At 57.7% G+C, this 22,412-nt stretch carries 10 protein-coding genes, 4 tRNA genes and 6 rRNA genes; 18 read left to right on the forward strand and 2 right to left on the reverse strand.

Annotated features, from left to right (window positions below; all coding sequences use genetic code 11):
- Positions 1–82 precede the first annotated feature (82 nt).
- The 10 genes from AC07NT_RS00145 to rrf (AC07NT_RS00190) all read left to right on the forward strand — a co-directional run bounded on the left by AC07NT_RS00145 (position 83) and on the right by rrf (AC07NT_RS00190) (position 10,931).
- Positions 83–1,613, forward strand: a 16S ribosomal RNA gene (locus AC07NT_RS00145).
- Between the two features lie 98 nt (positions 1,614–1,711).
- Positions 1,712–1,788: transfer RNA gene (locus AC07NT_RS00150), tRNA-Ile, on the forward strand.
- A 17-nt stretch (positions 1,789–1,805) separates the two neighbouring features.
- Positions 1,806–1,881 (forward strand) — tRNA-Ala (locus AC07NT_RS00155).
- Positions 1,882–2,248: 367 nt separating this feature from the next.
- Positions 2,249–5,125 (forward strand): 23S ribosomal RNA (locus AC07NT_RS00160).
- A gap of 113 nt (positions 5,126–5,238) precedes the next feature.
- Positions 5,239–5,351: ribosomal RNA gene (rrf, locus tag AC07NT_RS00165) — 5S ribosomal RNA — on the forward strand.
- A gap of 311 nt (positions 5,352–5,662) precedes the next feature.
- Positions 5,663–7,193, forward strand: a 16S ribosomal RNA gene (locus tag AC07NT_RS00170).
- 98 nt (positions 7,194–7,291) lie between these two features.
- Positions 7,292–7,368: transfer RNA gene (locus tag AC07NT_RS00175), tRNA-Ile, on the forward strand.
- 17 nt (positions 7,369–7,385) lie between these two features.
- Positions 7,386–7,461, forward strand: a tRNA-Ala gene (locus AC07NT_RS00180).
- Positions 7,462–7,828: 367 nt separating this feature from the next.
- Positions 7,829–10,705, forward strand: a 23S ribosomal RNA gene (locus AC07NT_RS00185).
- A gap of 113 nt (positions 10,706–10,818) precedes the next feature.
- Positions 10,819–10,931, forward strand: a 5S ribosomal RNA gene (gene rrf, locus AC07NT_RS00190).
- The 16S, 23S and 5S rRNA genes sit together here with 4 tRNA genes alongside, the layout of an rRNA operon.
- Positions 10,932–10,992: 61 nt before the next feature.
- Here the strand turns inward: rrf (AC07NT_RS00190) and AC07NT_RS00195 are convergent.
- Both AC07NT_RS00195 and AC07NT_RS00200 read right to left on the reverse strand, forming a co-directional pair.
- On the reverse strand, positions 10,993–11,925 hold the full coding sequence (locus tag AC07NT_RS00195) for an MBL fold metallo-hydrolase (protein WP_498598442.1): 933 nt from the start codon (positions 11,923–11,925) through the stop codon (positions 10,993–10,995).
- A complete protein-coding gene (locus tag AC07NT_RS00200; RefSeq protein WP_498598441.1) occupies positions 11,922–13,607 on the reverse strand; it encodes an AMP-binding protein in 1,686 nt (561 codons plus the stop codon). Before AC07NT_RS00200 ends, AC07NT_RS00195 begins: the two co-directional genes overlap by 4 nt.
- A 152-nt stretch (positions 13,608–13,759) precedes the next feature.
- On the opposite strand from AC07NT_RS00200, the gene AC07NT_RS00205 reads away from it, so the two are divergent.
- The 8 genes from AC07NT_RS00205 to AC07NT_RS00240 all read left to right on the forward strand — a co-directional run bounded on the left by AC07NT_RS00205 (position 13,760) and on the right by AC07NT_RS00240 (position 22,395).
- Positions 13,760–14,476, forward strand: coding sequence for a GNAT family N-acetyltransferase (locus AC07NT_RS00205; RefSeq protein WP_498598440.1), 717 nt, complete (start codon positions 13,760–13,762; stop codon positions 14,474–14,476).
- Positions 14,477–14,562: 86 nt separating this feature from the next.
- Positions 14,563–15,444, forward strand: a complete 882-nt coding sequence (locus AC07NT_RS00210; protein ID WP_498598439.1) for a CorC family transporter — start codon at positions 14,563–14,565, stop codon at positions 15,442–15,444.
- On the forward strand, positions 15,437–16,945 hold the full coding sequence (gene lnt, locus AC07NT_RS00215; protein ID WP_498598438.1) for an apolipoprotein N-acyltransferase: 1,509 nt from the start codon (positions 15,437–15,439) through the stop codon (positions 16,943–16,945). The genes AC07NT_RS00210 and lnt overlap by 8 nt, the downstream gene beginning before the upstream one ends.
- 111 nt (positions 16,946–17,056) lie before the next feature.
- On the forward strand, positions 17,057–17,962 hold the full coding sequence (gene glyQ / locus AC07NT_RS00220) for a glycine--tRNA ligase subunit alpha (protein WP_498598437.1): 906 nt from the start codon (positions 17,057–17,059) through the stop codon (positions 17,960–17,962).
- A gap of 4 nt (positions 17,963–17,966) precedes the next feature.
- Entirely contained in the window at positions 17,967–20,096 is a 2,130-nt protein-coding gene (gene glyS, locus AC07NT_RS00225; RefSeq protein WP_498598436.1) for a glycine--tRNA ligase subunit beta, read from the forward strand.
- Between the two features lie 22 nt (positions 20,097–20,118).
- Positions 20,119–20,673, forward strand: coding sequence for a D-glycero-beta-D-manno-heptose 1,7-bisphosphate 7-phosphatase (gene gmhB, locus AC07NT_RS00230; protein ID WP_498598522.1), 555 nt, complete (start codon positions 20,119–20,121; stop codon positions 20,671–20,673).
- 10 nt (positions 20,674–20,683) lie between these two features.
- Positions 20,684–21,421, forward strand: coding sequence for a lysophospholipid acyltransferase family protein (locus AC07NT_RS00235; protein WP_498598435.1), 738 nt, complete (start codon positions 20,684–20,686; stop codon positions 21,419–21,421).
- Positions 21,422–21,441: 20 nt separating this feature from the next.
- Complete coding sequence (locus AC07NT_RS00240; protein WP_498598434.1) at positions 21,442–22,395, forward strand: M48 family metallopeptidase; 954 nt, start codon at positions 21,442–21,444, stop codon at positions 22,393–22,395.
- Positions 22,396–22,412: the final 17 nt, after the last annotated feature.

A 22,412-nucleotide genomic window follows, 5' to 3' on the forward strand; every position in this document is an offset into this window, starting at 1 on the left:
TAAAACGCTCATGAGAATAGAAGTGAAGTTCACTTCAATTCCGTTTTTATGAGTTGCTCGAAAGAGCGAAAAATTCAAGATCGAACTATAGAGTTTGATCCTGGCTCAGATTGAACGCTGGCGGCATGCCTTACACATGCAAGTCGAACGGCAGCACGGGAGCAATCCTGGTGGCGAGTGGCGAACGGGTGAGTAATATATCGGAACGTGCCCAGTCGTGGGGGATAACGTAGCGAAAGCTACGCTAATACCGCATACGATCTATGGATGAAAGCGGGGGATCGCAAGACCTCGCGCGATTGGAGCGGCCGATATCAGATTAGGTAGTTGGTGAGGTAAAGGCTCACCAAGCCGACGATCTGTAGCTGGTCTGAGAGGACGACCAGCCACACTGGGACTGAGACACGGCCCAGACTCCTACGGGAGGCAGCAGTGGGGAATTTTGGACAATGGGCGCAAGCCTGATCCAGCAATGCCGCGTGCAGGATGAAGGCCTTCGGGTTGTAAACTGCTTTTGTACGGAGCGAAAAGGCTTCCACTAATACTGGGGGCTCATGACGGTACCGTAAGAATAAGCACCGGCTAACTACGTGCCAGCAGCCGCGGTAATACGTAGGGTGCAAGCGTTAATCGGAATTACTGGGCGTAAAGCGTGCGCAGGCGGTTATGTAAGACAGATGTGAAATCCCCGGGCTTAACCTGGGAACTGCATTTGTGACTGCATAGCTAGAGTACGGTAGAGGGGGATGGAATTCCGCGTGTAGCAGTGAAATGCGTAGATATGCGGAGGAACACCGATGGCGAAGGCAATCCCCTGGACCTGTACTGACGCTCATGCACGAAAGCGTGGGGAGCAAACAGGATTAGATACCCTGGTAGTCCACGCCCTAAACGATGTCAACTGGTTGTTGGGTCTTCACTGACTCAGTAACGAAGCTAACGCGTGAAGTTGACCGCCTGGGGAGTACGGCCGCAAGGTTGAAACTCAAAGGAATTGACGGGGACCCGCACAAGCGGTGGATGATGTGGTTTAATTCGATGCAACGCGAAAAACCTTACCCACCTTTGACATGTACGGAAGTTGCCAGAGATGGCTTCGTGCTCGAAAGAGAACCGTAACACAGGTGCTGCATGGCTGTCGTCAGCTCGTGTCGTGAGATGTTGGGTTAAGTCCCGCAACGAGCGCAACCCTTGTCATTAGTTGCTACGAAAGGGCACTCTAATGAGACTGCCGGTGACAAACCGGAGGAAGGTGGGGATGACGTCAAGTCCTCATGGCCCTTATAGGTGGGGCTACACACGTCATACAATGGCTGGTACAAAGGGTTGCCAACCCGCGAGGGGGAGCTAATCCCATAAAGCCAGTCGTAGTCCGGATCGCAGTCTGCAACTCGACTGCGTGAAGTCGGAATCGCTAGTAATCGTGGATCAGAATGTCACGGTGAATACGTTCCCGGGTCTTGTACACACCGCCCGTCACACCATGGGAGCGGGTTCTGCCAGAAGTAGTTAGCCTAACCGCAAGGAGGGCGATTACCACGGCAGGGTTCGTGACTGGGGTGAAGTCGTAACAAGGTAGCCGTATCGGAAGGTGCGGCTGGATCACCTCCTTTCTGGAAACTGCAATCTAATTTGAACGCTCACACTTATCGGTTGTTGGAAGGTTGTCGCTAACGACTAAGCCCTGTGCCTGGTCCTAAGTGACCGGCTTGGGTCTGTAGCTCAGTTGGTTAGAGCACCGTCTTGATAAGGCGGGGGTCGTTGGTTCGAGACCAACCAGACCCACCATCCCGTTCCATCGAACTGGGGGATTAGCTCAGCTGGGAGAGCACCTGCTTTGCAAGCAGGGGGTCGTCGGTTCGATCCCGTCATCCTCCACCAATAACAATCAACATCAAAGCGGCTTCGTGCAGATACTGTTCGAGGCCTCTTTGATGTTGATCGATATAAATCGATCAACAACGAGTCGCAAGGCTCACGGCTGTTCTTTAACAATTTATAGAGTCGAATCAGCGTTGTCAGAGGAAACTGCACATTCGTAAAGGTTTAGTGCAGACCGTGCCTCTGATGACAATTTTTTGATTGCGTCAAAACGAAATTCAAACTTTGTTTGTATTTCAAGTAATGACGAATCGTTCTCTGGTAGCAATACCAAAGAATCATTCACATTACGGCATAACGCGCCAGGTGAAAGACCTGGCAAGTCCTTGAAACGCTTTGGATCTCGCAAGAGAAATCAAAGTTATAGGGTCAAGTGACTAAGAGCATGTGGTGGATGCCTTGGCAATGATAGGCGACGAAGGACGTGAAAGCCTGCGATAAGCTTCGGGGAGCTGGCAAATAAGCTTTGATCCGGAGATTTCCGAATGGGGAAACCCACCTGCAAAGGTATCGCATACTGAATACATAGGTATGCGAGGCGAACCGGGTGAACTGAAACATCTCAGTAGCTCGAGGAAAAGACATCAACCGAGATTCCGAAAGTAGTGGCGAGCGAAATCGGAAGAGCCTGTTAGTGATAGCACGATTCTTAGCAAAACAGTCTGGAAAGGCTGGCCATAGCAGGTGATAGCCCTGTATGCGAAAAGAAACGTGTGGTACTGAGCTAACGACAAGTAGGGCGGGACACGTGTAATCCTGTCTGAATATGGGGGGACCATCCTCCAAGGCTAAATACTCATCATTGACCGATAGTGAACTAGTACCGTGAGGGAAAGGCGAAAAGAACCCCGGGAGGGGAGTGAAATAGATCCTGAAACCGCATGCTTACAAAAAGTCGGAGCCCGCAAGGGTGACGGCGTACCTTTTGTATAATGGGTCAGCGACTTACATTCAGTGGCAAGGTTAACCGAATAGGGAAGCCGTAGAGAAATCGAGTCCGAATAGGGCGTTCAGTCGCTGGGTGTAGACCCGAAACCAAGTGATCTATCCATGGCCAGGATGAAGGTGCCGTAACAGGTACTGGAGGTCCGAACCGACTAGTGTTGCAAAACTAGCGGATGAGCTGTGGATAGGGGTGAAAGGCTAAACAAACTTGGAAATAGCTGGTTCTCTCCGAAAACTATTTAGGTAGTGCCTCAAGTATTACCGTCGGGGGTAGAGCACTGTTTAGGCTAGGGGGTCATGGCGACTTACCAAACCTATGCAAACTCCGAATACCGACGAGTACAGCTTGGGAGACAGAGCACCGGGTGCTAACGTCCGGACTCAAGAGGGAAACAACCCAGACCGCCAGCTAAGGTCCCTAAAATTGGCTAAGTGGGAAACGAAGTGGGAAGGCTAAAACAGTCAGGATGTTGGCTTAGAAGCAGCCATCATTTAAAGAAAGCGTAATAGCTCACTGATCGAGTCGTCCTGCGCGGAAGATGTAACGGGGCTAAGCCAGTTACCGAAGCTGCGGATTTGCACGCAAGTGCAAGTGGTAGGAGAGCGTTCTGTAAGCCTGTGAAGGTGGCTTGTAAAGGCTGCTGGAGGTATCAGAAGTGCGAATGCTGACATGAGTAGCGTTAAAGGGGGTGAAAAGCCCCCTCGCCGTAAGCGCAAGGTTTTCTACGCAACGTTCATCGGCGTAGAGTGAGTCGGCCCCTAAGGCGAGGCAGAGATGCGTAGCTGATGGGAAACAGGTCAATATTCCTGTACCGATGTGTAGTGCGATGTGGGGACGGAGAAGGTTAGCTCAGCCAACTGTTGGATATGTTGGTTCAAGCCTGTAGTCGTGCCTGGTAGGCAAATCCGCCGGGCTTAGATGAGGGGTGATAACGAGGCAGCTTGCTGCCGAAGTGAGTGATACCCTGCTTCCAGGAAAAGCCACTAAGCTTCAGCTACACACGACCGTACCGCAAACCGACACTGGTGCGCGAGATGAGTATTCTAAGGCGCTTGAGAGAACTCAGGAGAAGGAACTCGGCAAATTGACACCGTAACTTCGGAAGAAGGTGTGCCTTTAGTAGGTGAACCATTTACTTGGGGAGCCCAATGAGGTTGCAAAGAATCGGTGGCTGCGACTGTTTATTAAAAACACAGCACTCTGCAAACACGAAAGTGGACGTATAGGGTGTGACGCCTGCCCGGTGCTGGAAGATTAAATGATGGGGTGCAAGCTCTTGATTGAAGTCCCAGTAAACGGCGGCCGTAACTATAACGGTCCTAAGGTAGCGAAATTCCTTGTCGGGTAAGTTCCGACCTGCACGAATGGCGTAACGATGGCCACACTGTCTCCTCCTGAGACTCAGCGAAGTTGAAATGTTTGTGATGATGCAATCTCCCCGCGGAAAGACGGAAAGACCCCATGAACCTTTACTGTAGCTTTGTATTGGACTTTGAACAGATCTGTGTAGGATAGGTGGGAGGCTTTGAAGCGGTGCCGCTAGGTATCGTGGAGCCAACGTTGAAATACCACCCTGGTGTGTTTGAGGTTCTAACCTGGATCCCTTATCGGGATTGGGGACAGTGCATGGTAGGCAGTTTGACTGGGGCGGTCTCCTCCCAAAGCGTAACGGAGGAGTTCGAAGGTACGCTAGTTACGGTCGGACATCGTGACGATAGTGCAATGGCATAAGCGTGCTTAACTGCGAGACTGACAAGTCGAGCAGATGCGAAAGCAGGACATAGTGATCCGGTGGTTCTGTATGGAAGGGCCATCGCTCAACGGATAAAAGGTACTCTGGGGATAACAGGCTGATACCGCCCAAGAGTTCATATCGACGGCTGTGTTTGGCACCTCGATGTCGGCTCATCTCATCCTGGGGCTGTAGCCGGTCCCAAGGGTATGGCTGTTCGCCATTTAAAGAGGTACGTGAGCTGGGTTTAAAACGTCGTGAGACAGTTTGGTCCCTATCTTCCGTGGGCGCTGCAGATTTGAGGAAGCCTGCTCCTAGTACGAGAGGACCGGAGTGGACACACCTCTGGTGTACCGGTTGTCACGCCAGTGGCATTGCCGGGTAGCTATGTGTGGAAGAGATAACCGCTGAAAGCATCTAAGCGGGAAACTCGTTTCAAGATGAGATCTGCCGGGGCCTTGAGCCCCCTAAAGAGTCGTTCAAGACCAGGACGTTGATAGGTCAGGTGTGGAAGCGCAGTAATGCGTTAAGCTAACTGATACTAATTGCTCGTGCGACTTGACCCTATAACTTTGATTCAGTGAATCAAGGTGTTATGCCAAGTGACGCATTCAAAATAAGCTGATTCAAGCTCTATAAATTGGTCGTCCTGACCCAGTCAGGATGGCAAAAAGTTATGCCTGATGACCATAGCGAGGTGGTCCCACTCCTTCCCATCCCGAACAGGACAGTGAAACGCCTCAGCGCCGATGATAGTGCGGATTCCCGTGTGAAAGTAGGACATCGTCAGGCTCTTACAGCAGAAAACGCCCCGTCAATTGACGGGGCGTTTTTATCAGGGCTTCAAAACAAGTCTTGATAAAAACGCGAAAAACGTGTTATAATTTTTGGCTCAGCTGATCGCAGCTAAGCAAGCGCAGGACGGTAAAAGTTTTGCGGTGGTTCATTAAAAATATACAGCCGATAAGCGTGGGCGTTTGAAGGCGATTGCCAAGTTCTTCGGAACTAAGTGCAAGTCACTTAAAACGCTCATGAGAATAGAAGTGAAGTTCACTTCAATTCCGTTTTTATGAGTTGCTCGAAAGAGCGAAAAATTCAAGATCGAACTATAGAGTTTGATCCTGGCTCAGATTGAACGCTGGCGGCATGCCTTACACATGCAAGTCGAACGGCAGCACGGGAGCAATCCTGGTGGCGAGTGGCGAACGGGTGAGTAATATATCGGAACGTGCCCAGTCGTGGGGGATAACGTAGCGAAAGCTACGCTAATACCGCATACGATCTATGGATGAAAGCGGGGGATCGCAAGACCTCGCGCGATTGGAGCGGCCGATATCAGATTAGGTAGTTGGTGAGGTAAAGGCTCACCAAGCCGACGATCTGTAGCTGGTCTGAGAGGACGACCAGCCACACTGGGACTGAGACACGGCCCAGACTCCTACGGGAGGCAGCAGTGGGGAATTTTGGACAATGGGCGCAAGCCTGATCCAGCAATGCCGCGTGCAGGATGAAGGCCTTCGGGTTGTAAACTGCTTTTGTACGGAGCGAAAAGGCTTCCACTAATACTGGGGGCTCATGACGGTACCGTAAGAATAAGCACCGGCTAACTACGTGCCAGCAGCCGCGGTAAGACGTAGGGTGCAAGCGTTAATCGGAATTACTGGGCGTAAAGCGTGCGCAGGCGGTTATGTAAGACAGATGTGAAATCCCCGGGCTTAACCTGGGAACTGCATTTGTGACTGCATAGCTAGAGTACGGTAGAGGGGGATGGAATTCCGCGTGTAGCAGTGAAATGCGTAGATATGCGGAGGAACACCGATGGCGAAGGCAATCCCCTGGACCTGTACTGACGCTCATGCACGAAAGCGTGGGGAGCAAACAGGATTAGATACCCTGGTAGTCCACGCCCTAAACGATGTCAACTGGTTGTTGGGTCTTCACTGACTCAGTAACGAAGCTAACGCGTGAAGTTGACCGCCTGGGGAGTACGGCCGCAAGGTTGAAACTCAAAGGAATTGACGGGGACCCGCACAAGCGGTGGATGATGTGGTTTAATTCGATGCAACGCGAAAAACCTTACCCACCTTTGACATGTACGGAAGTTGCCAGAGATGGCTTCGTGCTCGAAAGAGAACCGTAACACAGGTGCTGCATGGCTGTCGTCAGCTCGTGTCGTGAGATGTTGGGTTAAGTCCCGCAACGAGCGCAACCCTTGTCATTAGTTGCTACGAAAGGGCACTCTAATGAGACTGCCGGTGACAAACCGGAGGAAGGTGGGGATGACGTCAAGTCCTCATGGCCCTTATAGGTGGGGCTACACACGTCATACAATGGCTGGTACAAAGGGTTGCCAACCCGCGAGGGGGAGCTAATCCCATAAAGCCAGTCGTAGTCCGGATCGCAGTCTGCAACTCGACTGCGTGAAGTCGGAATCGCTAGTAATCGTGGATCAGAATGTCACGGTGAATACGTTCCCGGGTCTTGTACACACCGCCCGTCACACCATGGGAGCGGGTTCTGCCAGAAGTAGTTAGCCTAACCGCAAGGAGGGCGATTACCACGGCAGGGTTCGTGACTGGGGTGAAGTCGTAACAAGGTAGCCGTATCGGAAGGTGCGGCTGGATCACCTCCTTTCTGGAAACTGCAATCTAATTTGAACGCTCACACTTATCGGTTGTTGGAAGGTTGTCGCTAACGACTAAGCCCTGTGCCTGGTCCTAAGTGACCGGCTTGGGTCTGTAGCTCAGTTGGTTAGAGCACCGTCTTGATAAGGCGGGGGTCGTTGGTTCGAGACCAACCAGACCCACCATCCCGTTCCATCGAACTGGGGGATTAGCTCAGCTGGGAGAGCACCTGCTTTGCAAGCAGGGGGTCGTCGGTTCGATCCCGTCATCCTCCACCAATAACAATCAACATCAAAGCGGCTTCGTGCAGATACTGTTCGAGGCCTCTTTGATGTTGATCGATATAAATCGATCAACAACGAGTCGCAAGGCTCACGGCTGTTCTTTAACAATTTATAGAGTCGAATCAGCGTTGTCAGAGGAAACTGCACATTCGTAAAGGTTTAGTGCAGACCGTGCCTCTGATGACAATTTTTTGATTGCGTCAAAACGAAATTCAAACTTTGTTTGTATTTCAAGTAATGACGAATCGTTCTCTGGTAGCAATACCAAAGAATCATTCACATTACGGCATAACGCGCCAGGTGAAAGACCTGGCAAGTCCTTGAAACGCTTTGGATCTCGCAAGAGAAATCAAAGTTATAGGGTCAAGTGACTAAGAGCATGTGGTGGATGCCTTGGCAATGATAGGCGACGAAGGACGTGAAAGCCTGCGATAAGCTTCGGGGAGCTGGCAAATAAGCTTTGATCCGGAGATTTCCGAATGGGGAAACCCACCTGCAAAGGTATCGCATACTGAATACATAGGTATGCGAGGCGAACCGGGTGAACTGAAACATCTCAGTAGCTCGAGGAAAAGACATCAACCGAGATTCCGAAAGTAGTGGCGAGCGAAATCGGAAGAGCCTGTTAGTGATAGCACGATTCTTAGCAAAACAGTCTGGAAAGGCTGGCCATAGCAGGTGATAGCCCTGTATGCGAAAAGAAACGTGTGGTACTGAGCTAACGACAAGTAGGGCGGGACACGTGTAATCCTGTCTGAATATGGGGGGACCATCCTCCAAGGCTAAATACTCATCATTGACCGATAGTGAACTAGTACCGTGAGGGAAAGGCGAAAAGAACCCCGGGAGGGGAGTGAAATAGATCCTGAAACCGCATGCTTACAAAAAGTCGGAGCCCGCAAGGGTGACGGCGTACCTTTTGTATAATGGGTCAGCGACTTACATTCAGTGGCAAGGTTAACCGAATAGGGAAGCCGTAGAGAAATCGAGTCCGAATAGGGCGTTCAGTCGCTGGGTGTAGACCCGAAACCAAGTGATCTATCCATGGCCAGGATGAAGGTGCCGTAACAGGTACTGGAGGTCCGAACCGACTAGTGTTGCAAAACTAGCGGATGAGCTGTGGATAGGGGTGAAAGGCTAAACAAACTTGGAAATAGCTGGTTCTCTCCGAAAACTATTTAGGTAGTGCCTCAAGTATTACCGTCGGGGGTAGAGCACTGTTTAGGCTAGGGGGTCATGGCGACTTACCAAACCTATGCAAACTCCGAATACCGACGAGTACAGCTTGGGAGACAGAGCACCGGGTGCTAACGTCCGGACTCAAGAGGGAAACAACCCAGACCGCCAGCTAAGGTCCCTAAAATTGGCTAAGTGGGAAACGAAGTGGGAAGGCTAAAACAGTCAGGATGTTGGCTTAGAAGCAGCCATCATTTAAAGAAAGCGTAATAGCTCACTGATCGAGTCGTCCTGCGCGGAAGATGTAACGGGGCTAAGCCAGTTACCGAAGCTGCGGATTTGCACGCAAGTGCAAGTGGTAGGAGAGCGTTCTGTAAGCCTGTGAAGGTGGCTTGTAAAGGCTGCTGGAGGTATCAGAAGTGCGAATGCTGACATGAGTAGCGTTAAAGGGGGTGAAAAGCCCCCTCGCCGTAAGCGCAAGGTTTTCTACGCAACGTTCATCGGCGTAGAGTGAGTCGGCCCCTAAGGCGAGGCAGAGATGCGTAGCTGATGGGAAACAGGTCAATATTCCTGTACCGATGTGTAGTGCGATGTGGGGACGGAGAAGGTTAGCTCAGCCAACTGTTGGATATGTTGGTTCAAGCCTGTAGTCGTGCCTGGTAGGCAAATCCGCCGGGCTTAGATGAGGGGTGATAACGAGGCAGCTTGCTGCCGAAGTGAGTGATACCCTGCTTCCAGGAAAAGCCACTAAGCTTCAGCTACACACGACCGTACCGCAAACCGACACTGGTGCGCGAGATGAGTATTCTAAGGCGCTTGAGAGAACTCAGGAGAAGGAACTCGGCAAATTGACACCGTAACTTCGGAAGAAGGTGTGCCTTTAGTAGGTGAACCATTTACTTGGGGAGCCCAATGAGGTTGCAAAGAATCGGTGGCTGCGACTGTTTATTAAAAACACAGCACTCTGCAAACACGAAAGTGGACGTATAGGGTGTGACGCCTGCCCGGTGCTGGAAGATTAAATGATGGGGTGCAAGCTCTTGATTGAAGTCCCAGTAAACGGCGGCCGTAACTATAACGGTCCTAAGGTAGCGAAATTCCTTGTCGGGTAAGTTCCGACCTGCACGAATGGCGTAACGATGGCCACACTGTCTCCTCCTGAGACTCAGCGAAGTTGAAATGTTTGTGATGATGCAATCTCCCCGCGGAAAGACGGAAAGACCCCATGAACCTTTACTGTAGCTTTGTATTGGACTTTGAACAGATCTGTGTAGGATAGGTGGGAGGCTTTGAAGCGGTGCCGCTAGGTATCGTGGAGCCAACGTTGAAATACCACCCTGGTGTGTTTGAGGTTCTAACCTGGATCCCTTATCGGGATTGGGGACAGTGCATGGTAGGCAGTTTGACTGGGGCGGTCTCCTCCCAAAGCGTAACGGAGGAGTTCGAAGGTACGCTAGTTACGGTCGGACATCGTGACGATAGTGCAATGGCATAAGCGTGCTTAACTGCGAGACTGACAAGTCGAGCAGATGCGAAAGCAGGACATAGTGATCCGGTGGTTCTGTATGGAAGGGCCATCGCTCAACGGATAAAAGGTACTCTGGGGATAACAGGCTGATACCGCCCAAGAGTTCATATCGACGGCGGTGTTTGGCACCTCGATGTCGGCTCATCTCATCCTGGGGCTGTAGCCGGTCCCAAGGGTATGGCTGTTCGCCATTTAAAGAGGTACGTGAGCTGGGTTTAAAACGTCGTGAGACAGTTTGGTCCCTATCTTCCGTGGGCGCTGCAGATTTGAGGAAGCCTGCTCCTAGTACGAGAGGACCGGAGTGGACACACCTCTGGTGTACCGGTTGTCACGCCAGTGGCATTGCCGGGTAGCTATGTGTGGAAGAGATAACCGCTGAAAGCATCTAAGCGGGAAACTCGTTTCAAGATGAGATCTGCCGGGGCCTTGAGCCCCCTAAAGAGTCGTTCAAGACCAGGACGTTGATAGGTCAGGTGTGGAAGCGCAGTAATGCGTTAAGCTAACTGATACTAATTGCTCGTGCGACTTGACCCTATAACTTTGATTCAGTGAATCAAGGTGTTATGCCAAGTGACGCATTCAAAATAAGCTGATTCAAGCTCTATAAATTGGTCGTCCTGACCCAGTCAGGATGGCAAAAAGTTATGCCTGATGACCATAGCGAGGTGGTCCCACTCCTTCCCATCCCGAACAGGACAGTGAAACGCCTCAGCGCCGATGATAGTGCGGATTCCCGTGTGAAAGTAGGACATCGTCAGGCTCTTACAGCAGAAAACGCCCCGTCAATTGACGGGGCGTTTTTATTTGTGCGCCCGAATCTTCTATTGATTCCGAAGGCCAGGTTCACCAGCGACGTCGGTGGCCAGCGCTGCGCCCGAGCGCAGCAGGTCTTGGATCAAGTTGTCTATCCAGCTGTCGAAGTTCATGCCGGCGAAGTGGCGTGCCTGTAGCAGATGGAAGTAGCTCGTTGCATCTGCCCAGTGCAGCAAATCCTCGCGTGTCATTTGCTGCAACTCCAGCAGCTTGAACTTCAGCAGTACCTTGGCGGCGTATTGCGCATGACGCAGGGGTTCCGCCGTGAACTGGGCCAGGCGACGCCGCGCGTAATCCAGCGCGTCCGGGATATCCTGCAGGACCGATCCGTGCCCAGGGATGACAAGTCGTGGGCGCAATGACTCGATCAGATCGAGGGTCTGCCCAACTTCCTTGAAGGCTGACACCCCCTCGATCTCGGGAAAAACCACGCCAAAACCTCTGGCCCAGAGCGCATCGGCTGATATCAGGATGCGCAGTTCAGGCTGGAAAAGGATGACAGAGTCCGGATCGTGCCCGGGAGCGGCGTGAACCTCCCAGTTGCGTGCGCCCAAGCGGATCGAATCACCCGCAGTCAGCAAGCGATCGTAGGAGAAGCGTGGGCAAAACTGCCCGGTAGGTGCGTAGCTCAGCATCTTGTCGTCCCAGGTGCTCACAGCCGCCGCCTGGCCGGGAGGGATGTACGTCCTCAACGCGGGGTAAGCGGCTTGCAGTGCGGCATTGCCTCCGCAGTGGTCGCTGTGCAGATGCGTGTTGACGACCAGATCCAAGGGACGAGTGGCCAGGTGGGCGCGAACGAGCGCCAGCGTCTGTTCCGCATGGGTGCCATAACCGCTGTCCACCAGGGCGCATTGATCGTGGCCCAGCAAGAGGATGTTGTTGGAGGACAGCCAGCCCCGCTCAAGAACGATGATGTCCGGTGGCAGGGCAGCAGGGCTCACTTACCGGCTCGCAACTCTCGACGCAGGATCTTGCCGACGTTGGACTTGGGCAGCTCGTCGCGGAACTCGATGTATTTGGGGTGTTTGTAGCCCGTCAGGTTCTGGGCGCAATACTTGGCAACATCGTCCTCACTGAGGGTTGGATCGCTGCGTACCACGTAGACCTTGATGGCCTCGCCCTGCTTGGTGTCCGGGACGCCGATGACGGCACATTCCAGCACGCCGTCGCAGAGGGAAATCACGTTTTCGAGTTCACTGGGGAAGACGTTGAAGCCGCTAACCAGGATCATGTCCTTCTTGCGGTCAACGATACGGGTGTAGCCCTGGGCATCCATGATGCCGATGTCGCCCGTGCGCATGAAGCCATCGGGGGTGAAGGCATTGGCTGTTTCGGTGGCCTGCTGGTAATAACCGGTCATCACATTGGCGCCCTTGATGCAGATCTCACCCGATTCGCCTACGGGCAGGGACTTGCCAGCGTCGTCCTTGATGGCGATCTCGACACCAGGCAAGGGCAGGCCGATGGTGCCGCTGAACTTCTCCGTCAGCACCGGGTTGTTGGTGCCGATGGCGCAGGTCTCGCTCATACCCCAGCCTTCCACCATGGGGCAGCCGGTCACCTCTCGCCAGTGCCGGGCCGTGCCCTCGGAGGCGGCCATGCCACCGGCCTGAGAGATGCAGAGGTGCGAAAAATCGACCGTACGGAATTGAGGATGCTGCAACAGGGCGTTGAACAGGGTGTTGACCGCCGGCAGCATATGGAAGGGGCGGCGCTTGAGCGTCTCGACAAACTTGCCGATGTCGCGTGGGTTGGGGATCAGCGTGATGTGCGAGCCCCAGCGTATGGCCAGGAAACTGAGGGTGAGCGCAAAGATGTGGTACAGCGGCAGCGCAGCGATGCTGTTGGTCTCGCGTACGTTGCCGACGCGGCCGAGCGCCGGCGTGAACCAGGCCTCAGCCTGCAGGATGGCTGCGACCACATTGCGGTGGGTCAGCACGGCTCCTTTGCTCAAGCCTGTGGTGCCGCCCGTGTATTGCAGGAAGGCGACGGAGTCCAGATTCGTGGCCGCAGGCTTGAGCGAAAGATGGGCGCCTTCAGCCAATGCCTTGCGAAAGGGGGTGACCGTGCTGCCCTCGCCCATGGGCAAGCGGAAAGGCGGCACCATCTTGGCCAGATGGCGGACGGCAAAAGTCAGCCAGCGGCCGTACCAGGGCCCCAGCAGGTCACCGAAGGCTGTGAGCACCACGTGCTTGACCGGGGTGCGGGCGATGACTTCTTCCAGAGTGTGGGCGAAATTCTCCAGCACGACAATGGCCGTGGCACCGGAATCCTTGAGCTGGTGCTCCAGTTCGCGGGCCGTGTACAGGGGGTTGACGTTGACGCAGGTGTAGCCCGCACGCAGGATGGCTGCCATGGTGACGGCAAACTGGGGAATGTTGGGCAGCATGATGGCCACCCGTGCCCCCGGCTCCAGGCCCAGCCGCTGTAGCCAGGCGCCCAGCGCGGCAGACAGTTCGTCCAGCCGGCGGTAGCTCATCCAGCGTTCCATGCAGACGGAGAAGGGCTGGGTGGCGTTCTTGCGGAAAGATTCTTCCAGCAACTGGACCAGGGAGCTGTATTGGCCCGGGTCGATATCGTGAGGGACCCCGGCGGGGTAGCTGCGCAACCAGAATTTTTCCATCAGTGACTCCATGATCCGGCTATTGGAACGCAGTGGCGGCTGATCTGACATCGGGCTTGTCCTAGGTTGGAGGGAGAAACTGTCACGCACGCGTCAAGGTCGGCGTCCGGGGTAGACTGGATGAAAAAGGGGAATGCCCTTACATTCGCGCCATGAACGCAAACGACGAAACCAGCGACGCCGAGCGCAGCAGCGAGTTGCTGCGCGTGCTGCCCGCCGAGCAAAGTGCTTCGGCGCGGGCGCCGTGGGTGGCCGTGATCCGCCGCCTGGGATCCCGCCACCGGGGCCGCATCGCGCGGCATCTGCAGGCCCTGGACGAGCGCGATCGTTATCTGCGTTTTGGTTACCTGGCCAACGATGCGCAGATCCAGGCCTACGTTGACACCCTGGATTTCGAGCGCGACGCCATCTTCGGCATCTATAACCGCAAGCTGGAACTGGTGGCCATGGCGCACCTGGCGCACTCCGTGGACAAGAGCTTTGATGCCTGCGCGGAATTCGGTGTTTCGGTGCTCCCCTCGGTGCGTGGTCATGGTTACGGCAGCAAGCTCTTCGGGCGTGCCGTGCGGCATGCCCGCAACGAGGGTGTGCACCTGATGTTCATCCACGCCTTGAGCGAAAACAAGGCCATGCTCAATATCGCGCGCAAGGCCGGTGCATCGGTGGAATACGATGGCTCGGAGGCGAGTGCCTACTTGCGGCTTCCGCCAGCCACCTTCGAGAGCCAGGTGACGGAAATGGTCGAGGAGCAATTGGCCCAGACCGACTACCGGCTCAAGGTGCAGGCCAAGCAGTTCTGGGAATTCCTGACCGGACTGCAGGACGTACGCCGCGGCGTACGGGATGCGCGGCACAAATCTGGTGCCTGAGGGCCGCGGAGGGCTTGTCATCGCGAGGACCCGGTGATCCGCTATCCTATGGGGATCGCAACAACTGCACCTCTGTGCTGACGTCAGTGCCTGACCCTCACCCTGCGCGTGTCCCTGAAAAAGAGGACAAGCGCACCTTTCTGAAGAAGCTCGCAGAGTTCATCCACCCGGGACCGGACTCCACCGCCGAGTTGCTCGAAACCCTGGCCGAGGCCGAAGACAACCAGATCATCGGCGCCGAATCGCGCTACATGCTCGAAGGTGTGTTGCGTATGGCCGAAATGACGGCCGGCGACGTCATGGTGCCCGCGCCACGCATGGACCTGGTCGACATCGGCGCCCCCTTCGATGAGCTGCTCAATGTCGTGATCGACACCGCGCATTCGCGTTTCCCGGTCTACGAGAACGAGCGCGAAAACATCATCGGTATCCTGCTCGCCAAGGACCTGCTCAAGCTGCAGCGCGCGCCCGAGCTGAATATCCGGGCCCTGTTGCGCCCGGCGGTCTTTGTGCCCGAAAGCAAGGGCCTGAACGACCTGTTGCACGAATTCCGCGGCAACCGCAACCATCTGGCCATCGTCATCGACGAGTTTGGCCGTGTCGCCGGCCTCATCACCATCGAGGATGTGCTCGAACAGATCGTGGGCGAGATCGAGGACGAGTTCGATATCTCCGAGGACGAGGGCGATATCTTCGGCCTGGCTGACCAGACCTACCGCGTCAGTGGCCGTGCCGCCGTGGAGCGTGTCAACGAAGCCTTTGATGTCAAGATCACCGGCAGCGCCCCTGAAGAAAGCTTCGATACCATTGGCGGGCTGATCGCCCATGAAATGGGGCACGTGCCCAAGCGTGGTGAACAGCACGTGATCGGTGGCTTGAAATTCGTGGTGCTGCATACCAAGGGCGGCGCTGTGAAATGGTTCAAGGTCTCGCCTGTGGTGCCACCCAAGGCCACGCTCAATGCGTGAGCGCTGGGCGCGCGTCGGCGCCTGGGCCCTGAGCGTCGCGGCCGGTCTGGCCCAGGCGCTGTCCATGGCCGCACCCTGGGACGGCCAGCCTCGCTGGTGGCTGCAGCTCCTCGCCCTGGGCTTGCTGGCCTGGCAGCTTGAACGCAGCACCCATTGGAAGCAGGCTGCCCTGGCCGGCTGGCTCTTTGCCACGGCCTGGCTGGCGGCCACTTTCTGGTGGCTTTACATCTCCATGCATACCTATGGTGGCCTGCCTGCCCCATTGGCGCTGCTTGCGGTCCTGGCGCTGGCGGGGGCCTTGGCACTTTGCTACGCCGGTGCCGGCGGCCTGTTCCGTCGTTGGGCCTCCGGGGGGGCGTGGGCGCGCGCGCTGCTGTTTGCCGCGCTGTGGCTGCTGGCCGAGCTGGCGCGCGGCCGCTGGCTCACCGGTTTTGGTTGGGGTGCGGCGGGTTATGCCCATGTGGACGGCCCCTTGGCCGGCTATGCCCCCTGGCTGGGGGTCTATGGCATCACGGCCTTGGCGGCCTGGCTGGCCATGACGATCCCGCAACTCTGGTCCTGCGGCCATGGCCAACGCCTGATGGCCCTGCTTGTGTTGGCCCTGCCTGCGGTGCTGGGTGGCACAGACACCACGAACTCCGCCGGTCGCTTGTCCGTCGCCCTGTTGCAGGGGAATATTCCCCAGGACGAGAAATTCCAGCCCGGCTCCGGCGTTCCCATGGCCTTGCGCTGGTATGGCGAACAACTGCAACAAGAGCTTGCGGCCCTGGTTGTGACCCCTGAAACGGCCCTGCCCCTGTTGCCGCATCAGCTGCCCCAGGGGTATTGGGACGCCCTGCGTCAGCGTTATGCGGGCGGCCAGCAGGCGGCGCTGATCGGCATGCCCCAGGGCAGCTACCGCGAGGGCTATACCAACTCGACGGTGGGCCTGGCACCCGGACAGGCGCCCTGGCGCTACGACAAGCACCATCTGGTGCCTTTCGGGGAGTTCATCCCAACGGGTTTCAAATGGTTCACCGCCATGATGAACATTCCCCTGGGCGACTTCAACCGCGGGGATGTGGGCCAGCTCTCTTTCGACTGGCAGGGCCAGCGCCTGGCGCCCAATATCTGCTACGAGGATCTGTTCGGCGAAGAGCTGGGCGTGCGCTTCCGTGACCCGTCGTTGGCGCCCACAGTCTTCGTCAACCTGAGCAACATCGCCTGGTTTGGCAACACGGTTGCGATCGACCAACATCTGCAGATCTCGCGCATGCGCGCGCTGGAGTTCGAGCGGCCCTTTGTGCGGGCTACCAACACCGGCGCCACGGCCATCATCGACCACCGCGGCCAGGTCATCGCCGAACTGCCCCGCCATACCCGGGGCGTGCTGCGGGGTGAGGTGGTGGGGCGAACTGGCCTGACCCCCTACGCCCGCTGGGTGGCGCACACCGGGCTGTGGCCCCTGTGGCTGGCCGGCCTGGGCGGGCTGCTGTGGGCCGTCTGGCGCAAAAGAGCCTGACCGACCCCGAAGCCCCGTAAAATCAAGGGCTTACGCGGAAATCCGTCCATTTCGGCGCACCGGTGCGCGATGCTCGCTGGCCGGGCGGATGCGCTTGCACCAGACCCAATCATGTTGACCTTCCAACAAATCATTCTGAAACTGCAGTCCTACTGGGACGCCCAGGGTTGCGCGCTGCTGCAGCCCTACGACATGGAAGTCGGTGCCGGCACCTCGCACACCGCCACTTTCCTGCGCGCCATCGGCCCCGAGCCCTGGAAGGCCGCCTACGTGCAGCCCAGCCGTCGTCCCAAGGACGGCCGTTATGGCGAGAATCCCAATCGCCTGCAGCACTACTACCAGTACCAGGTCGTGCTCAAGCCCGCACCGAGCAACATCCTCGAGCTCTACCTGGGCTCGCTCGAAGCCCTGGGCTTCGACCTCAGGAAAAATGATATCCGCTTCGTCGAGGACGACTGGGAGAACCCAACACTCGGCGCCTGGGGCCTGGGCTGGGAAGTCTGGCTCAATGGCATGGAGGTGACACAGTTCACCTACTTCCAGCAGGTCGGCGGCATCGATTGCAAACCGATCACGGGTGAGATCACCTATGGCCTGGAACGTCTGGCCATGTACCTGCAGGGCGTGGACAACGTCTACAACCTCAAGTGGACCGAGACCATGAGCTATGGCGACGTCTACCTGCAGAATGAAAAAGAGCAATCGGCCTACAACTTCGAGCACAGCGACGCCGATTTCCTGTTCACGGCCTTCACGGCGCATGAAAAACAGGCCAAGCACCTGATGGAGCAGCAGCTTGCGCTGCCGGCCTACGAGCAGGTGCTCAAGTGCGCGCACAGCTTCAATCTGCTGGACGCACGCGGCGCCATTTCGGTGACCGAGCGCGCTGCCTACATCGGCCGTATCCGCAATCTGGCGCGTGCCGTCGCGCAGAGTTATTACGAGAGCCGCGAGCGCCTGGGTTTCCCCATGGCGCCGCGCGCGTGGGTTGAGCAAATGACGAAGAAGGCTGCCTGAGACCATGACGACCCAAAACCTTCTCGTTGAACTGTTTGTCGAAGAGCTGCCACCCAAGGCGCTCAAGAAGCTGGGCGAAGCCTTTGCAGGCGCGCTGTTCGAGCAGCTCAAGGCCCAGGGCCTGACCGGGGCCGATTCGGTGGTGACGCCGTTTGCCTCTCCGCGCCGACTGGCCACGCATATCAGCCATATTGCCCTCAAGGCCGCCGACAAGGCGGTACAGCAAAAGCTCATGCCCGTGGCCGTGGGCCTGGACCCCGCTGGCAATCCCACGCAGGCGCTGATCAAGAAGTTGTCCGCGCTGGGCGCCGATGTGTCCGACCCGGCCAAGGCCGTGGCTGCGCTCAAGCGCGCGCCCGACGGCAAGGCCGAAGCCCTGTACTACGACAGCCTGGTCACCGGTGCAACGCTCGATACCGGCTTGCAAAAAGCACTGGACGAGGCGCTGGCCAAGCTGCCCATCCCCAAGGTCATGAGCTACCAGCTCGAGACCGATTGCGAACTGCCGGGCTGGAGCAGCGTGAACTTCGTGCGTCCGGCGCACGGCCTGGTCGCCCTGCACGGCAGCACCGTGGTGCCCGTCAAGGCCCTGGGCCTGACGGCCGGCAACAGCACCAAGGGCCACCGCTTCGAGGCGAAGAAGGATACCGTGGTACTCAAGGATGCCGACAGCTACGCCAGTGCTTTATTGAGCGACGGCGCTGTGATCGCCTCTTTCGCAGAGCGTCGCGCCGAGATCGTGCGCCAGCTGGCTGCTGCCGCCACCAAGGTGGGCGGCGGTGTGCGCCCCATCGAGGACGATGCGCTGCTGGACGAGGTGACGGCCCTGGTCGAGCGCCCCAATGTGCTGGTCTGTGCCTTCGAAAAGGAATTCCTGGCCGTACCGCAGGAGTGCCTGATTCTCACGATGAAGGCCAACCAGAAGTACTTTCCCTTGCTCGATACCGCCGGCAAGCTCACGAACAAATTCCTCGTGGTCAGCAACATCAGCCCGGCCGACGCCAGCGCGGTGATCGGCGGCAACGAGCGCGTGGTGCGCCCGCGCCTGGCCGACGCCAAGTTCTTCTTCGACCAGGATCGAAAGAAGACACTGGAGTCACGCGTCGACGGTTTGGGCAAGGTCGTCTATCACAACAAGCTGGGCACGCAGGGCGAACGCAGCGAGAAGGTCAAGATGATCGCCGTGCAGATCGCGGTATCGCTGGGGATCAAATCTCTTGAGAGCAGCGTTGAAACGGCAGCAAAGCTGGCGAAGACTGACCTGCTGACCGACATGGTGGGCGAGTTCCCCGAGCTGCAGGGCATCATGGGCGGCTACTACGCACGCCACGACGGCCTGGGCGAGGAGATTGCCAATGCCATCGAAGACCATTACAAGCCGCGCTTCGCGGGTGATGAACTGCCGCGCAATACAGCGGGCCTGGTTGTAGCTCTGGCCGATAAGCTGGAGACGTTGGTCGGTATGTTTGGTATCGGCAACCTGCCGACTGGCGACAAGGACCCTTTTGCGTTGCGTCGTCATGCCTTAGGGGTGATTCGCATACTGATGGAGCGAGATCTGCCGCTTCATCTTGACTCTTTATTGTTTGTCGCAGCAGGTGTACGTGGGTTCTCCGAGGAGGTCACGAGGCAAGTCGCTGGATTCATCTATGACCGTCTCGCCGGTAGCCTGCGCGAGCAGGGTTACAGCGCGCAGGAAGTTGATGCCGTGCTGGCCCTGCGTCCGCAACGCCTGGGCGAGGTGGCCCAGCGCCTGGCCGCCGTGCGCGCTTTTGCCGCCCTGCCCGAGGCGGCGGCGCTGGCCGCGGCCAACAAGCGCATCAGCAACATCCTCAAGAAGGCGCAGGAGGTTGACGCCCACGCCAGCGAAGTGCTGCTCAAGGAAGAGGCCGAGAAGAAGTTATATGCCGCACTCAAGGATGTGGTGCCACAGGCGAACAAGCAGTTCGAGACCGGCGACTACACCGCCTCGCTCAAGACTCTGGCCGCCCTGCGCACCCCGGTGGACGCCTTCTTCGACGGCGTGATGGTGAACGCCGAAGAGCTGGACCTGCGCCTGAACCGCCAGGGCCTGCTCAAGAGCCTGCATGAGGCCATGAACCGCGTGGCCGACCTGTCGCGTCTCGCTGCCTGACAGGCCTTCACGCATGCACACCATGAAGCTGGTCATCCTCGACCGCGACGGAACCATCAACGAGGACAGTGCCGAATTCGTCAAGTCCGCGGCAGAGTGGAAACTGCTGCCCGGCGTGCTGGAGGCGATCGCCAAGCTGAACCATGCGGGCTGGCACGTGGTGGTGGCGTCCAACCAGTCGGGGCTGGGGCGTGGCCTGTTCGATGTGGCCGCGCTCAACGCCATGCACGCCAAGATGCACAAGCTGTTGGCCGCAGCCGGCGGCCGTGTCGAAGCCATCTTCTACTGCCCGCACGCGCCCGACCAGACCTGCCGTTGCCGCAAGCCGCTGCCGGGGCTGTTCGAGCAGATCGGCGAGCGTTACGGTGTTTCGCTCAAGGGCGTGCCCACCGTGGGCGATTCGGCACGTGACCTCATCGCCGGTACGGCCGTGGGCTGTGAGCCGCATCTGGTGCTGACCGGCAAGGGCGAGGCCTTGCGCGGCAAGCCTCTGCCCGACAATTTCCCGGCCGGCACGCGCGTGCACGAGAACCTGCTGGCCTTTGCCGATTACCTGGTCGCGCGCGACCCCGCTTGAGGACCACCGTATGGTTTCTTTCCTGCGCTCTGTGTTGCACATGCTCTGGATGTCGATCACGGTCATCCCGGTGGCCATCGTCCTGCTGACGGCGTCCATCTTTGTGCGCGGTGACCCGCTTTACTGGATCGCCGTGTTCTGGCTGCGCCTGGCCATCGTGGGCGCGCGCTACATCCTGGGCATACGCGTGCGCACCAGCGGCATGGAGCACCTGCCCGTGGGCGAGACCAGTTCGGCCATCCTGCTGGTCAAGCACCAGTCCACCTTCGAGACCTTTCTCATGCCCACGCTGATGCCGCACCCGCTGGCCTATGTGTTCAAGAAGGAGCTGCTGTACGTGCCCTTCTTTGGCTGGGCCATGGGCCGGCTGGACATGATCCATATCGACCGTTCGCAGCGCAACGAGGCTTTTGCCAAGGTGGTGGCACAGGGCAAGCAGCTGCTGGCGCGTGGCGTCTGGATCATCATGTTCCCCGAAGGCACGCGCATCCCGCGTGGTCAGGCCGGCACCTACAAGACGGGTGGTACGCGCCTGGCCGTGGAGACCGGTGCCTCCGTGATCCCGATCGCCGTGAGTTCGGCCAAGTGCTGGCCGCGCAAGGCCTTCATCAAGCGACCTGGGCTGGTGGACGTGTCTATCGGCGCCCCCATCTCCAGCGTGGGCCGTGAACCCGCCGAACTGATGCGCGAGGTCGAGGCTTGGATCGAAGCCGAGATGCGGCGGCTGGACCCGGAAGCCTATCAGTGAAGCGCCACTAAGATCAAGGCATGCGCAGCTTCCTCCAGCTCGCTCTCGACCTCTTTGATGTGCCGGCGACGGTGCAGGCCTCGCCGCAGCCTGTCGCAGAGCCCAGACCCGAAATGCAAGGGCCGCAGCAGCCGGCCCAGACCATCGCCAGCGTGATGGCGCCCGCACAATTCAGCCACCCCCGCGCCACCCGGCAGACACGCCTGTGCGACGCCCAGGTGGCCTACGAATTCAAGCGCGGCAAGCGCCGCACCATCGGCATGCAGGTAGGCCCGGACGGCCTGGTGGTCAGCGCGCCGCGCTGGGTGCCTCTGTACGAGGTGGAGGCCGCGCTGCAGGAAAAGGCCGCCTGGATCGTGCGCAAGCTCGGCGAGATGCGCGAGCGCCAGCAGCGACTGGACTCGACACACATCGAGTGGCGCGACGGGACCAGCTTCCCTTTCCTGGGCGAGACGGTGATCGTGGTGCTGGACCCGACCCATGCCTACAGCGCGGTGGGTGGCAGCCTCAAGGCCGACGACGTGGAAGTGGTGCTGCACACCGATGCGCAGGCAACCAATCTGACGCTGGACGGCGTACCGCGCCTGACCCTGCACATCGGTCTGCCACAGCACGCCAGCACCCAGCAGATCCGCGACACCGTGCAGGCCTGGCTGATGCGCCAGGCGCATCGCGTTTTCACCGAGCGCCTGCAGCACTATGCCCCCTTGCTGGGTGTGCAGTGGCGCAAGCTCTCGCTGAGCAGCGCGGGCACACGCTGGGGCAGCGCCAGCAGCGACGGCGCCATACGCCTGAACTGGCGTCTCATCCATTTCCGCCAGAATGTGATCGACTACGTGGTGGCTCACGAACTCAGCCATCTGCGCGTGATGGACCACAGCCCGCGCTTCTGGGACACGGTGCGCTCGGTCGTGCCCGACTTCCAGAGTCTGCGCGGTGAGCTGCGCGACGAAGCCCTGCCGCGCTGGCATTGAGAAAAAAGCCCGCATGC

The sequence above is a fragment of the Hylemonella sp. GW821-FHT10B10 genome, assembly GCF_059415585.1.

What these genes read in the sequence shown, in the direction of transcription:
- AC07NT_RS00200 (WP_498598441.1), bottom strand. Translation starts at nt 13,607, where the DNA reads ATGGAAAAATTCTGGTTGCGCAGCTACCCCGCCGGGGTCCCTCACGAT.
- AC07NT_RS00205 (WP_498598440.1), top strand. Translation starts at nt 13,760, where the DNA reads ATGAACGCAAACGACGAAACCAGCGACGCCGAGCGCAGCAGCGAGTTG.
- lnt (WP_498598438.1), top strand. Translation starts at nt 15,437, where the DNA reads ATGCGTGAGCGCTGGGCGCGCGTCGGCGCCTGGGCCCTGAGCGTCGCG.
- glyQ (WP_498598437.1), top strand. Translation starts at nt 17,057, where the DNA reads ATGTTGACCTTCCAACAAATCATTCTGAAACTGCAGTCCTACTGGGAC.
- glyS (WP_498598436.1), top strand. Translation starts at nt 17,967, where the DNA reads ATGACGACCCAAAACCTTCTCGTTGAACTGTTTGTCGAAGAGCTGCCA.
- gmhB (WP_498598522.1), top strand. Translation starts at nt 20,119, where the DNA reads ATGAAGCTGGTCATCCTCGACCGCGACGGAACCATCAACGAGGACAGT.
- AC07NT_RS00235 (WP_498598435.1), top strand. Translation starts at nt 20,684, where the DNA reads ATGGTTTCTTTCCTGCGCTCTGTGTTGCACATGCTCTGGATGTCGATC.
- AC07NT_RS00240 (WP_498598434.1), top strand. Translation starts at nt 21,442, where the DNA reads ATGCGCAGCTTCCTCCAGCTCGCTCTCGACCTCTTTGATGTGCCGGCG.